This window comes from Hallella faecis (assembly GCF_018789675.1).
GTDB lineage: Bacteria > Bacteroidota > Bacteroidia > Bacteroidales > Bacteroidaceae > Prevotella > Prevotella faecis.
Map to the genome: position 1 here is coordinate 25125 of NZ_JAHKBE010000030.1, position 13962 is coordinate 39086.

Here is a 13962-nt window from a genome sequence, read left to right on the forward strand (position 1 = left end):
GATTATTTATAGGTGCTTCCCACGGCCGTCTTGGGGTCGTAGTCCTCCCCCTCCTTGGGGAAAGAGGGAATATAGCGCATGTTGTTCATGATTTGCCGTTGGCGCTTTCGCATGTAAGCGCTTGGCTCCTTCGACGAGAACCGTCGGGGGTTGGGCAGAGTGGCTGCAATGAGCGCACAATCGGCACGCGTGAGCGCGTCGGCCGTCTTGCCAAAGTTATACTCTGCACACGCGTCGACACCATAGATGCGGTCGCCCATCTCTATGGAGTTGAGATACACCTCCATGATGCGTTGCTTGCTCCAAAACACCTCGATGAGGGCTGTGAAGTAGACCTCGAAACCTTTTCTCACCCACGAGCGCCCCGGCCACAGAAACACGTTCTTGGCCGTTTGCTGCGAGATGGTGCTGGCGCCAAACCGCTTGCCGCCCTTGCCGTTGGCCATGTTGCGCTTGGCAGCACTACCAATGGCGTTGAAGTCGAAGCCATGATGAAGCAGGAAATGGGAGTCTTCGGAAGCCATGACCGCCACAGGCATGTGTCGAGACATCTGCTCCAAGGGCACCCAGTGGTGGTGAATGGTCAAACTACCCGTCTGCACACACCTGATGAGCATCAGCGGCGTGACGTAGACGGGTATGAAACGATAAGCCACCACCGCAAGAATGGTGGAGGCGAAAAAGAGGCTAAGCGCCCATCTTACGATCTTCTTTATCATAGCAAAACAGGGATGCCGACGCATCATGCGTCCGCACCCCTACCTTAATTCATCCAAAAATGTTGACTGCTTAGTTGAGCTGGCCAGCGTTGGCCTTGTCGATCATGGCCTGCGAAGCGTAAAGGTAGACCTCCACACGGCGACTGGCCTTCACGTTCTCGGTGCCATCGGCGTTGGTGATGAGATTGGTCTCGCCGAAGCCCCGAGCGCTCTTGATCTGCGTGCTGGGCACGCCGCATGTGTTCACCAGATAAGCCTTCACCGAGTTGGCACGGTTGTTTGAGAGCACCTGGTTCACCTCGTTGGAACCATCCGAAGAGGCGTAGCCCTGGATGTCGACCTGCAGGTCGGCGTTGTTCTTCAACACGTTAGAGAACTTAGAGAGCTCGTTCTTGGCGGCAGCCTGCAAGGCATACTTGCCCACGGGGAAGAGGATGCCGTTGTCGAAGGTCACCTTCACGGCCTTCAGGCCATTGGCGTCGGTCACTTCCTCCACCTTACCGTTCTTCACCTGAGCGGCCGTCTCAGCGGCCACCTTATCCATGTGCTTGCCGATGAGGGCGCCTGCGCCAGCACCAACGGCGGCACCAACGGCGGCACCAACAGCGGTGTTACCAGCCAGGGCACCGATGAGCGCACCCACAGCCGTACCCGAACCTGTGCCAATGAGGGCACCCGTTCCAGCCTTGGTTGAACAACCCATGCCCACCATTGTAAGTGCGCACAATCCTACAGTAGCAACTTTTACCTTTTTCATAATGCTTGCAAATATTTAGTTTTTTACTTTTTCTTCTTCGCAAAGTTACTGCTTTTTTCCCAAGATAGCATCTTATTGAATATTTTTTTCGTAACTTTGCGGCAAAATTAACCAATCGTAAGGATTCGTCCAACGGGAAATACCTATCGCTCGATGGGGAAATCCCTAAACCGCGCCAACGGCAACAGACCAGGCGCACAACACGACTATTTAATTAAGGTAAAGACATAACATGGCAAAAGAACTGAAACATCTTACCAAGCGTTCCGACGACTACAGCCAGTGGTACAACGACTTGGTGACGAAGGCCGACCTCGCCGAGCAGGCCCCGGTCCGCGGTTGCATGATCATCAAGCCCTACGGCTATGCCATCTGGGAGAAGATCCAGGCTGGCCTCGACAAGGAATTTAAGAAACTGGGCGTGCAAAACGCATATTTCCCATTGCTCATCCCAAAGAGTTTCTTCGCTCGCGAGGCTGAGCACGTAGAGGGATTTGCCAAGGAGAGCGCCGTGGTGACCCACTACCGCCTCAAGACAAGCGAGAACGGAAAGGGCATTGTGGTTGACCCCGACGCCAAGCTCGATGAGGAGCTCATCATCCGACCCACATCAGAGACCATGATTTGGCACACTTACAAGAACTGGATCCACTCGTGGCGCGACCTGCCCATCAAGTGCAACCAATGGTGCAACGTGATGCGTTGGGAGATGCGCACCCGTCCGTTCCTCCGCACATCTGAGTTTCTCTGGCAGGAGGGCCACACCGCCCACGCCACCTACGAGGAGGCTGTTGAAGAGGCCCAGACCATGCTCCATTGCTACGCCGACTTCGTGGAGGACGTGATGGCCGTGCCCGTCATCAGGGGTGAGAAGAGCGAGACCGAGCGTTTCGCCGGAGCCCTGAAGACCTACACCATCGAGGCCATGATGCAAGACGGCAAGGCCCTGCAGAGCGGCACCAGCCACTTCCTCGGCCAGAACTTCGCCAAGAGCTTCGACGTGACCTATCTCAACAAGGACAACAAGCCCGAGTATGTGTGGGCCACATCATGGGGCGTGTCTACCCGTCTCATGGGCGCCCTCATCATGGTCCACTCCGACGACAACGGACTGGTGTTGCCCCCGAAGCTCGCTCCCATACAGGTGGTGGTCATCCCCATCAACAAGAACGAGGAGCAGCTCAAGGCCATCACCGCCAAGTTGCAGCCCGCCATCGACCAGTTGCGTGAGTTGGGCATCAGCGTGAAGTACGACGACGCCGACAACAAGCGCCCGGGCTTCAAGTTTGCCGACTATGAGCTCAAGGGCGTGCCCGTGCGTCTCGTCATGGGCGGACGCGACCTGGAGAACAACACCATCGAGATCATGCGCCGCGACACCTTGGAGAAGGAGAACGTTTCGTTCGACGGCATCGTGGAGCGCGTGAAAGACATGCTCGACGACATTCAGCGCAGCGTGTTTGAGAAGGCTCGCAAGATGCGCGACAGCAAGATCTACGAGTGCACCAACTACGACGAGTTTAAGGAGCGCATCAAGGATGGCGGCTTCTTCCTCTGCCCCTGGGACGGCACCGCCGAGACCGAGGCCAAGATCAAGGAAGACACACAGGCCACCATCCGTTGCATACCTTACGGCTACGAGCAGAAGGAAGGCGCAGTCGACATGGTGAGCGGCAAGCCCGCCACAAGCTGGGTCATCGTGGCGCGCGCCTACTAAGCGACACATTCCAACCCCCTATATCATCCCATTCGCCAAGACAAGGCGAATGGGATTTTTTATGAAACGACCTTAACCTTAAAAATCATGGGAGCGACATTAAAGTGGAAAATTGACCCGCTATTTGGCCACCACCTCATCTACAAAGAGCCATCCTTGGCGCGGGGAGCGCTGGGCTTGGATGTGCAAGTAGCGCGTGGTTAGCTTTCGGCGAAGGGTATAGGTGCAGATGGCGTAGGGCAGATCGTGGGGCTGGGCGCTGCAGGGCTCGCCATTGACGGTTACTTGCTGTGGGAGGAATATCTCAGGTCCGGCAATTTGCAGGAAAGGTATGCTCACCTCGTGGAGGGTGCGCTCGGCGCCGAGGTCGATGGTGATGTCGAGGTCGCAGCAGTAGCCCTGCCATCGCCCGTCGTTGTTGTTCCACGACCCTTGCCGCCCGTCGGTCAGGGCATCGTCGCCGCCTGCCGCATAGGCGCTGCTGTAATGGCAACGGCCGTTCATCCGCACCTTGGCTCGCAAGGCCTTGTGCCTCACCCTGCGGCCATACTCGGGGCGCTGCCCTATCTCCCTTCTGAGGTCAAAGGCGTTGATGCCAACGCGTCGCAAGCTATCGCTCACATGCGTCGCCCATTTGCGAAACGCCTCATACGAGCGTGTGCGCCCCATGCCCACCTCGCTCACGGCAAGGGCGCGCGGCCACAACTGGTACTGGAGCAACTGGGGCGTGGGCACATATTCGGTGAAAAGGCACACCTGCACGCCCAACAGGCGGTGGCGCATGGGAGCGATGAGCTGTCCCACCTCCCACACATGACTGAGCGGGCGGTAGCCGCCCATGGCCTCGGGCTGCGTTTGGGGTGCGTCCTGGTAGCTGTCGAGGTAGCACCATGCGCTGGGACACATCACCACCTCATGGCCCAAGGCCAGCGCCTTCTCGCCCAGTTCGGCGTTGCGCCACACCATGATGACGAGGGTGCTGTCGGCCTCCGTGTCGGTAAGGGCCTCATCCCACACCACCATCTTGCGCCCCAAACTGCGCACGATGGCGTTCAGGCGTCGTATGCCTTGGTGGTAGAGTTCTTTCTGCGTGGCAGTCTCGTCGCCTCCACAATGTATATAAGGTGATGGGAACACATCGGCCACCTCTCTCAGGATGGTCTGCATAAATTGGTAGGTGGCGTTGTTCGCAAGGTCCATCTCGGCATGGTTGAAGGCCACCTCGGGATAAGCGGCGCACACTTCCTCGCTATGGCCGGGGAACTCTATCTCGGGCACGATCGTCACGCCCTTGTCTTGCGCGTAAGCCACCAGCTGCCTGAGCTGCTGCTGGGTGTAGTAGCCGCCAAAACCGTTCTGGCTGTCGCTATAGGCGCGCACGTAGCCCACGTCCTGCCCATCGGCATGCGGAGGCGTGTTCCACCAGTCTTTCCACACCTGACGGGTGCGCCACGCACCCACCTCGGTCAGTCGCGGGTAGGCTTTGATCTCCATGCGCCATCCAGCAGCGTCGGTGAGGTGGAGATGCAGGATGTTGAGGCCGTAATGGCTCATCACGTCGACCTGGCGATACAACTCGTCGATGGGCAGAAAATGGCGGCTCACATCGATCATCACGCCACGCCACGCCAACGGGCGCGCCTGGGACGATTGGGACGATTGGGAGGTATGGGCGTAGCCCAACAGGGTGGCACCAAAGGCAAGGAGGGAAAGGAATAGTCGTCTCATCATTCGTGGTTTTAGGTTGTTAGGGATAGTGCAAACGGTACATATCTTTTGCAAAGGTAACAAAATACCCAGAATAAGTTTGCAGGTTTGCGCTTTTCTTCGTAGCTTTGATGTCAAAATCAACTAATTACCCACGTATGAGAAAAACATTAACCACCATTGCTCTGGCCTTGATCGCCCTCACGGCCATGGCGCAAGGGTACGTTCCCACTCAGGAAAACCTTGCCGAACGCGAGGATTTCCGTAACGCCAAGTTGGGCATCTTCCTGCATTGGGGCATCTACAGCATGTTTGCACAGGGCGAGTGGTACCTGCAAAACGCCGTGCCCGACCGCATGGAGTATGCCAAGGCCGCCGACGCCTTCTACCCACACCGCTTCGACGCACGCCAATGGGTGCGCGCCATCAAGGCCGCAGGAGCCAAATACATCTGCTTCACCACACGCCACCACGACGGATTCTCCATGTGGGATACGCAGCAAAGCGACTACAACATCGTGAAGGCGACACCCTTCAAGCGCGACATTGTGAAGGAACTGGCCGACGCATGCCACGAGGAAGGCATACGATTGCACCTCTATTATAGCCACATCGACTGGATGCGCGACGATTATCCCATGGGGCGCACAGGGCGCAACTGCGGAAAGGACGCCAGCAAGAGCGACTGGCCCCACTACTTCCAGTTTATGAACGCACAGCTCACCGAACTGCTCACACGCTACGGCAAGGTGGGCGCCATCTGGTTCGACGGATGGTGGGACCACGACCAAGACGCCACGCCCTTCAACTGGCAGCTCGACGAGCAGTATGCGCTCATCCATAAGCTACAGCCCGCGTGCCTCATCGGAAACAACCACCACATGGAACCCAACGAGGGCGAAGACATACAGCTCTTCGAGCGCGACCTGCCCGGAGAAAACAAGGCGGGATTCGTCGACAAGGCAGCACAGGTCAGTCCGCTGCCACTGGAGACTTGCGAAACCATGAACGGCATGTGGGGGTACAAAGTGGTCGACCAAAACTACAAGTCGACTAACGAAATCATACGCCTGCTCGTCAACACCTCGGGCAAGGGCGCCAACCTGCTGCTCAACATCGGCCCGCAACCCAACGGACAACTGCCAGCCTTGGCACTCGACCGACTCAAACATCTGGGCAAATGGATGAGCACCTACGGCGCCACGCTCTATGGCAGCCAGGCCGGACCCGTGAAGCCGTGCGAGTGGGGAGCCACAACCGAGAAGAACGGCACCATCTACGCCCACATCTGTCCCGCCGATACCGCGAAGATGCCTGCAGCCATCACCATCCCCATGGCCAAGAAGCCCAAGGCCGTCACCCATTTCCCCAGCGGCGCAAAGGTGGCCTACACCTACAGGAACAAACTGCTCACCATCGACGTGCCCGCCAACCCGACCACGCCCGACCACGTCATCGCCATCAAGCGATAACACACCACGTCAGCACACCCCACACACCCTTTAAACCCGAGGGAGCAACCCCACTCCACCGACTGCTGTCAGCGGGAGGGTTGCTCCTTCGGGGTTTTGCTGCGCGTACGGCAACGCCAACAAAAGAGAACACCTCAAGGAATCGTCGCTCCTGACTTCGTCACTGTGTCACCCAAAATTCTTCGTCAAAGAGTTATGCTATTTTCTGATGTCTTGCCATCAGCATGGTTTGGGTGTAAACCTCCTTGTTCAGAGGTAGCTTAATTTGTATGGTTGTGATAGTCTTAGCCAATGCAAGCACCTTGTCTACGCTAATCTTAATCTCTGAGACTTTCAACATACGCTCCAGTTCCTTGTAGACTTTCAAAGCCACAAAGCAGATGCATATATGGGCCTCGATGCGTTTGCGTGTAAAATGAAACATTGGGCGTATCTCTATCTTTGATTTTGCTATACGGAAAGCCCGTTCTACGTGCCAAAGGTTGTGATATGCTGTGTATACATCCTGTATTGGTATATCCGTATTGGTGAGATATCCTTTTAGGCCATCCCATTTGGAGTCATTAGCTACACGATCATAGTTGATGGCGAGTTTCACCTCACCATCCATGGATAAAAACTTATTATTTAACGATTAACATATCAGGATATTTAATAGAAAGTTTCTCCAACAGAGCAATAGCTTCTTCTACATAGTCCGAACCGTTATTGTGGTAGCATAGACAGTTGACTGTATTGGCTTGCTGATTTATATCGTTGTCACCTTCACCTGATGGTGTATCAACAATAGTATGTGCGATACCTAAATCTTGCAAAACATCCGAAGAAACGCCGTACAGATGCCAACCGTCGATTTCTATATCCAGTCTCACATCATTGGAGATACGTGAAAGTATGATAGGACTCCCTCCATGATTGTCTAGATATATGTAATACTTTTCCTGTGAGAGCAATTCCACCAATCGGTTCAACATCTTCCAAGCCACGTTTGTAGCTGAGAAATATCCACTTTGTAGAATGCATACATCCAGGGAAGAGGCATTTGGGTCAAAAGAATTTTGTTCTTCAGCTCTTTGAAAATAGAGATAACCATAGTCCGTAGAACGGTAGGCTACAGTAATTTCACCAGCGTATTTCACGGCATAATAGCGCCAGTTCTCAGGACACACGGACTTTGTGGAACCAGCCATTGCACTTACTGGAACCGACGTGTCTATCAAGTCAAAGACTTCCATGATACGGTTACGGCTTCCGAATTTATGATAGCCGGTAAAATTTTGCCAGGAACTGTTGATAATGCCATAGTAGCGATATCCCTCATGGTTAAAGCGGCACATGGAATAATCGCCTAAAGAGAGAAGGGCAGACCGTTTCTGTTCTTCTCTCAACTTTTCATTTGCCGATGACACAAAGAAATGTTTGGCTTTGTCCAACCGAATTTTCAGGCTCTGTACAAACGATCTGTTATTAAGATCCAATTTGCCATCGTCATTCAATCTTATGGTGAAAGCTTGCAGTGTTCCATTGATTTCGGAGACATCCTCATATTGATACAAACTCCTCCATACGTCTCTTGAACTATCCTTTTGCTGTTCCTCATTCCATGAAAGTGAATTGAACCCTTTCGCTTTACTAAACTTCAGTAGTTGCCCGTGCATCAGACGCGAAGTGTCGTTCAACAAATCCGTCAATCTTTCTTCACGGGTCTGATCTGCACTGTTGGCGATAAGATTCCGCAGGTGGCGTTCGCGTATTACAAATTCCTCCTTGTCAAGGTTAAGGTGCAGACCGAGGAAATAAGAATACAAACGGATGTAGTCACCAGCATGCATATCTCCCTTTATGGCAGAAGACAAACTTTCGTTGAAATCGGCTTTAAGCTCATCTGGGATATTCTGGTGGCAAGCGGACAAAGTATCCAAAACCATCTCTATCGACCTAACTTTGATGGCACTAGACAGATGGTGAGACAAGCACTCGTCACTTATATCCTTATATTTCGGTTTGTCATACCCAGAGATATAATCAAAGCAAACAAATATGGCGCGCAGCATATTCATATAAGCAGGATCCACGGCTTTCAAGTCCAGCGTGTAATCAAGAGCTTTCCATATAAATTGCATCCACGTAGTATCAAACTTGATGGCGATTTTATTCGCCTTGTCGATGTTAATCTTTCGTATCAGTTTATGCATCTTCGCCTTGACAATCTCAAAAGAAGTCAGGGGCTTTCCCCGAGAGTTCATCTTGTTGTAAAGATCATCAGACAAATCAAACCGCCCGAAATCAAGAATATAGAAATTGATGGGGCAATCACATGAAGTTAGTTTGTCCCACAAATCTGTCTGATGGCCAAATGTTTCATGAATTCTATCCAGAACGACCAGCATAGACATGATAGATGGATCGGCGTAGAAAGACCCTCTAAACTCATCCAAGTTTTCCAGATATTCGCTTATGACCTTTTCTCCTGTTCCATTCATACTGATTTCATTCGCCAAGTCCTTGTGCTTGGCAAAAAGGATCTGTTTGAAAAAGGCCACGGTACAGTTTCTCGTTGCATAACTGAAACGAGCCAAGGTAGCAAAATCCTCCTCTGTTGCGTAAGGAGAGATAAGTGCTGCGTAATAATGAAGCAAGAAAAGTGTTGTAAGGCGTTGCTGACCGTCAAGTGGCATGAAATCCTTCGCAATAGAATCACTCCCATAGACAAAATCCAGCGTTTCTTCTTTCCTGTCATTCGGATCTTGCGTTACACTATCCAAGGCCGTCTTGAATGTTGATAACATATTGGAAAGAACCGTTTCCGTTTTCTCCGTTCCTGCCCCATAGATGTAGTCACGTTGCAGGGTCGGTATGCTGATGGGCTGTTTGCTGACCAGTTCCCAAAATGAAGTTTTATATCCTATTTGATTATCCATGATTATCATGTTTGAATTACAATGCCGTGGCAACTATATATGGAGCCAGTTTTTTCTTAATATCCTCATAATACAGAATTCTGTCCCGTTGCCCCCAAGAATGTATCTGAAGTTCCTCTTGGTCATACATTTTCAAAAATACCTTCTGGGTGCAAATTGGATAATACTTATTTGAGGATATTTCATTGCATATCAACTGACGTTTTACTTCGAACGGCGATTTACCTACCATTGCATTTTGTCCTAAATCCAACAATGTCATATTTGACAACTGGTGTACGGCAACCGCTTTGTCGGCTTTAGCATCCAGCAAATCATAAAATCTGGCAACATCGTCAAACAGGGCTTTAATCTTGTCATATCCATATGTTTTTGAACGGCATATAGGCTCGTCACGTTCCAATGCCTCAATGATATTCTTTTGCTCTTGTGTAAGCTCGGGACTGCCTAAAGACATCTTTTTCAGAGCCTCCTTGTTGCAGACAATCCATTCGTACCACGAATCCTTTTTCTTTTCCGGGAGACAATCCGAGTTCTGTGCATGGATATGCTCCAAAGTCCAGGTCTTGTCGGCTCTTTCTTCCTTTCCGTTGACCATTTTGTAGTTATATCTAAACCTGTCGAACGAGAAGAAGTTACCCTCCTTCTGCAGTCTTGTGGTTTCCACATTATAAAGAAGCAAAAGTTTTTTGATGTACTTATAATGCGTACTTACGTCATAGCGCAATTGTTCCAAGCTCACGATAGGCTGATTGGTTCCTTTGTCTTTAGGAAGCGTCATAGCATCCTTGATAAGATTTACCATATGCTGTTCTTTCAGAACGCTCCGCTTTATTTTTGAGTTCAGAAGACTGCAAATCACATCGTCTTCCGTCCCAGGCGATGCAATGGCATTAAGAAAACCTATTCTGTGATACAAGTCCCTGTCATGATACCAGTATTGCAGCTTGTCAAAAACACTAAGCACACGCTCCCATGTATTCCAAGCATCATTGTCCTTGTCAATAAGTTTCTTGAAATAAAGATAAGTATACAGTTCGTCGTCCTTACGCAATTGCAGGAATTCGCACTTGGCAGCTTTGTCGGAAGCATATTTTCCACTAATCAAATCAAAAAGGAGACCAATGGAATTTCGCCCGGTATCCGACCGTTTGGTGAGGAAAGACTGAAAATCTTTGTCTTTCATCTGCTGCTCCAGTTCATCCCATTTCTCGTTGATGCTTGTCTGCTTGTTTGTAAAGCGTTCCTTTTGAATTTCTTCTCTAAGAGAATCAGAGAAGCCATCCAACGATCCTAAATCAAATTTGGTGGTCTTACTGAGGAACAATGAGCGTATAAGCTCAGAACACGACAGTTCCACTTTTAGCGAATTCATCCTGTTGAATATATCGTGTGGCTCCTTTTCTTCATTTGTTTCATACCATACGACCTGTACGGACTTTGTTCCGCTATCAGCAGTCTGGTAGAAATATTGGGAGAAGACACCTACTCTTGACAAATCTTCCATAAACCATTTGAGAACGGTCTTTGCAGCATTGTAGATATATACAGAATCTATCATGTGCCTCCATTTGCTGGGAATTTCATCAATGGTGGCAGGTGATGATGCTGTTGTAGGAGGAACTATTTTGATTGACTCAAAAATATCCACCATATCAGGACGTGTGGCATACATGATGGTGTACTTATGTGATATGGCGGTAAACATGTTGCTGTTCAATTGGTCGTATATCTGCATGATGATACGAATAGTTGTCAAGCGTTGTTGTCCATCTATCACCTCATACCACAATTCGTTGTTCATCTGTTTTTCCTTCACCACAATGGGTTGAAGACAATAGAATTGTCCTTTAGTGTCACCAATAAAGAAAGCATACAAGTCCTGCAAAAGATCCAGTACCTGCGTTTTCTCCCATCGGTAGCCTCGTTGGTATTCAGGTATGTAGTATTTCTTGTCGAGCAAGTCGGGGATTGCCCGTCTTATCATATAATTGTCTGTCATAAGTTTGTCGCTTTTATTAACTATGGTTCACTAAATTATTTTGACCAAGCACCCTCGTGTTGGGTCTAAAACTCCCATGAGGTAGTCAATGCTGTATGAAATCCTTCCATTTCATGGCACGTTTTCTCGCCATGGCAGAGCTTAAGCAAGCTTAGCTCTGCTCATCTGGCTTAACGAAAGCCCTCTTTTGAAGGCCTTTAGACCCAATTTGGCGAAAATGAGACAAAGAAGTCCCCTAAGGAACTTTATTACGTTTTTAGCGAAGAAGCAAGCTCCTATCCATGTGTCAGCCGTGTCGTCAAGTTTCGCCCTGATGTCGTTTGCCCGGTAAACCCTTTTGGAGGTTCCGAATGTGACCTCCACCTCGTTCCTCTCGCCGATGGCCCTCCTCTTGTCCTCAGCGTGGCGGTCGTTTTCATCCTTGGGAGGTCGTCCAAGCGAGTGGTTGTAACAGTCAACATGACAATTCTTGTATTGCATGTCGGAATTCTCCTGGATGGCCTGGATGGTCTTCTCATCGCTCAGCCCTTCAACATGCTTCACTATCAGAGCACCAACAACCATGCGGGCGGGCTTATTGCCTGCACCGTTGTGTCGGTTCTTCAGTCGCTTGTTGTATTCCTGCTCTATCTTGTCCCAGGGAAGATTGTCGGCAAGCTTCACCCAGCGGTTGGGGCTTGCTCAACCCCGAGAGAGACTCTTGAAGCTCAAACAGCTCGTGACTGTGATATTGGGAGTAGTATTTCATGTCGATTCTTGTTGATTTTAACACCCAAAGGTAGTCATTTCAAGTGAACTACGGAAATATATTGGAAGGTAATTTGTTGAACTTCAGTTGGTTACATTTAATTAGTAGACCCTACATACAAAATCCCAAGCCTGTAGTTGACTTGGGATTATTTTGAATGTCAATATTGTGGTATAATGGACTCTTCCAATAAAAAAGGAATGACACCAACATACATTATGCCATCATCATCCGTCCATAATTTGGAGTTGCCATCAAGAATTACCATTTTCTTAAAGAAATCCCCTGAGTTCTTTAGAGAAAATGTTTCTTGGTTCTTTTTCTCAACAGTATCTACATTCAATGCAGATTGGATGTAAATCTTTTCACGTCCTGTATTGACGATAAAATCGATCTCATATTGTGACTGTTTCTTCTTGCCATCAATAACACGTGTCAGTTCTACGACTCCAACATCGACGCGATATCCTCTACGTATTAGTTCTATATAAATAAGGTTCTCCATTAAATGAGATTTTTCTTGTTGGCGGAAATTCAGTTTCGCATTTCTTAATCCCATATCAATGGAATAATACTTCTGAGTGTTGTCGAAGTATTTCTTTCCTTTGATGTCATACCGTTTGGCACCCAAGAACAAATAAGCATCTTCAAGATAGTTGATGTAATTCTTGATAGTATGGTCAGATGTTTTGCGCTTCATCAAAGAACCGGCTGTATTGGTCAAGTTATGGGTATTGGTTAGTGAGCCTACTGCAGAATAAAGCGAGTCAATAAGTGCGTCCAACACTTCATCATCCTTTAAATTATACCTTTCAACAATATCTTTAATGTACACATTCTTGTGAAGGTCGTAAAGGTATTTCTGTTTTTCAGACTCACTTTGCTCCAAGACTGCTGACGGCATTCCCCCATAGGTTAAATACTCTTCAAGTGCATCAGCTTTTTCAAGTCCAGACACTTCATAATATTCTTTGAAGGAAAGTGGATATACTTTTATTTCTGATCCTCTATCACGGAAATTCGTCACAATATCAGAAGACAGCATTTTAGAATTTGAACCGGTAACATATATGTCCAAATTCTTCCGCGCCATAAGGTCATTGAGAATGTCATAGAACGTTGTGTAAAGCATATCCTTGTCGTCCTCAGACACAAGGCTTTCGTCTATATCAGTGTTTTTTACTTTTATAGACAATTGTATCTCATCGATAAAAACATAATATCGTTTTTCTTCGTCACATGCTTTATCCATGATGTATTCATAAAGCACATTCGGATTTCTGTACTTTATGTTCGCTTTTCTATCTAATGCGATTTCTATGAAGCAATCTTCAGAAACGCCCTCTTTCTTCAGATAATCTTTATATAATGTCGATAACAGAAAAGATTTGCCACAGCGTCTAATGCCAGTGATTATCTTTACCTTTCCATTCCAACGCTTACTTATCAAAGCTTCGATGTATTTATTTCTTTGGATAACCATATATCACTCATATTACTGCAATATCAGTCGTACTGTTCGACCTTTTTTGCAGTGCAAAGTTATGGAATTTGATTTAAGTAAGCAAGTTTAAGGCAACTTTATTGCTATTTATGGGTTAATAATCAAGACAAAATGTGTTTCTTAAAAGAAAGGAGGCGGACGCCGTCTCCTGGTCGGCTATACAGATGACCGTGCAAAGAAAGATGCCTATAACCGGGAGAAGGGAATACGCAGGTTGGAAAAGGCTTACAAGCATGGCGCGCTTACGAAAGGCAACATCAACAAAAGAGGTTACAATAAATTCTTATCTAGGGTCTACTAATTAAATGTAACCAACTGAAGTTCAATAAATTACCTTCCAATATATTTCCGTAGTTCACTGGAAATGATTACCTTTGGGTGTTAAAATCAACAAGAATCGACATGAAATACTACT

General features: G+C 48.7%; 9 protein-coding genes and 2 pseudogenes. 3 read left to right on the forward strand and 8 right to left on the reverse strand.

The window, feature by feature from the left end:
• Positions 1-2: 2 nt before the first annotated feature.
• Entirely contained in the window at positions 3-719 is a 717-nt protein-coding gene (gene mtgA / locus KM934_RS08180) for a monofunctional biosynthetic peptidoglycan transglycosylase (protein WP_215760128.1), read from the reverse strand.
• Between the two features lie 70 nt (positions 720-789).
• On the reverse strand, positions 790-1476 hold the full coding sequence (locus KM934_RS08185; RefSeq protein WP_215760129.1) for an OmpA family protein: 687 nt from the start codon (positions 1474-1476) through the stop codon (positions 790-792).
• A 232-nt stretch (positions 1477-1708) separates the two neighbouring features.
• On the opposite strand from KM934_RS08185, the gene proS reads away from it, so the two are divergent.
• Positions 1709-3193 carry a proline--tRNA ligase gene (gene proS, locus KM934_RS08190; protein ID WP_215760130.1) on the forward strand — a complete coding sequence of 495 codons (1485 nt, stop codon included), beginning with the start codon at positions 1709-1711 and terminating at the stop codon, positions 3191-3193.
• A gap of 120 nt (positions 3194-3313) precedes the next feature.
• Here the strand turns inward: proS and KM934_RS08195 are convergent, their stop codons facing one another.
• The gene (locus KM934_RS08195) at positions 3314-4924 is read right to left on the reverse strand and encodes a beta-N-acetylhexosaminidase (RefSeq protein WP_215760131.1); all 1611 of its coding nucleotides are present in this window, start codon (positions 4922-4924) and stop codon (positions 3314-3316) included.
• Positions 4925-5058: 134 nt separating this feature from the next.
• On the opposite strand from KM934_RS08195, the gene KM934_RS08200 reads away from it, so the two are divergent.
• Positions 5059-6372: an alpha-L-fucosidase gene (locus tag KM934_RS08200; protein WP_215760132.1), complete on the forward strand. Its 1314-nt coding sequence runs from the start codon at positions 5059-5061 to the stop codon at positions 6370-6372.
• Between the two features lie 193 nt (positions 6373-6565).
• Here KM934_RS08200 and KM934_RS08205 read toward each other — a convergent pair.
• The 5 genes and pseudogenes from KM934_RS08205 to KM934_RS08225 form a co-directional block, all read right to left on the reverse strand.
• Positions 6566-6997, reverse strand: a pseudogene (locus KM934_RS08205) (IS1634 family transposase); the annotation flags it as partial.
• Positions 6996-9302, reverse strand: a complete 2307-nt coding sequence (locus tag KM934_RS08210; protein ID WP_317192661.1) for a GmrSD restriction endonuclease domain-containing protein — start codon at positions 9300-9302, stop codon at positions 6996-6998. The pseudogene KM934_RS08205 and the gene KM934_RS08210, both read right to left, overlap by 2 nt.
• 7 nt (positions 9303-9309) lie before the next feature.
• Positions 9310-11295, reverse strand: coding sequence for a DUF262 domain-containing protein (locus tag KM934_RS08215; protein WP_215760134.1), 1986 nt, complete (start codon positions 11293-11295; stop codon positions 9310-9312).
• Positions 11296-11436: 141 nt separating this feature from the next.
• Entirely contained in the window at positions 11437-11958 is a 522-nt protein-coding gene (locus KM934_RS08220) for a transposase (RefSeq protein WP_215760135.1), read from the reverse strand.
• A 245-nt stretch (positions 11959-12203) separates the two neighbouring features.
• Complete coding sequence (locus KM934_RS08225) at positions 12204-13526, reverse strand: ATP-binding protein (protein WP_215760136.1); 1323 nt, start codon at positions 13524-13526, stop codon at positions 12204-12206.
• A gap of 148 nt (positions 13527-13674) precedes the next feature.
• Here KM934_RS08225 and KM934_RS13155 point away from each other — a divergent pair.
• Positions 13675-13833 (forward strand): annotated as a pseudogene (locus tag KM934_RS13155) (IS1634 family transposase); the annotation flags it as partial.
• Positions 13834-13962 lie beyond the last annotated feature (129 nt).

Coding starts and splice junctions, on each gene's coding strand:
- mtgA (WP_215760128.1), bottom strand. CDS start 719: ATGATAAAGAAGATCGTAAGATGGGCGCTTAGCCTCTTTTTCGCCTCC.
- KM934_RS08185 (WP_215760129.1), bottom strand. CDS start 1,476: ATGAAAAAGGTAAAAGTTGCTACTGTAGGATTGTGCGCACTTACAATG.
- proS (WP_215760130.1), top strand. CDS start 1,709: ATGGCAAAAGAACTGAAACATCTTACCAAGCGTTCCGACGACTACAGC.
- KM934_RS08195 (WP_215760131.1), bottom strand. CDS start 4,924: ATGATGAGACGACTATTCCTTTCCCTCCTTGCCTTTGGTGCCACCCTG.
- KM934_RS08200 (WP_215760132.1), top strand. CDS start 5,059: ATGAGAAAAACATTAACCACCATTGCTCTGGCCTTGATCGCCCTCACG.
- KM934_RS08210 (WP_317192661.1), bottom strand. CDS start 9,302: ATGATAATCATGGATAATCAAATAGGATATAAAACTTCATTTTGGGAA.
- KM934_RS08215 (WP_215760134.1), bottom strand. CDS start 11,295: ATGACAGACAATTATATGATAAGACGGGCAATCCCCGACTTGCTCGAC.
- KM934_RS08225 (WP_215760136.1), bottom strand. CDS start 13,526: ATGGTTATCCAAAGAAATAAATACATCGAAGCTTTGATAAGTAAGCGT.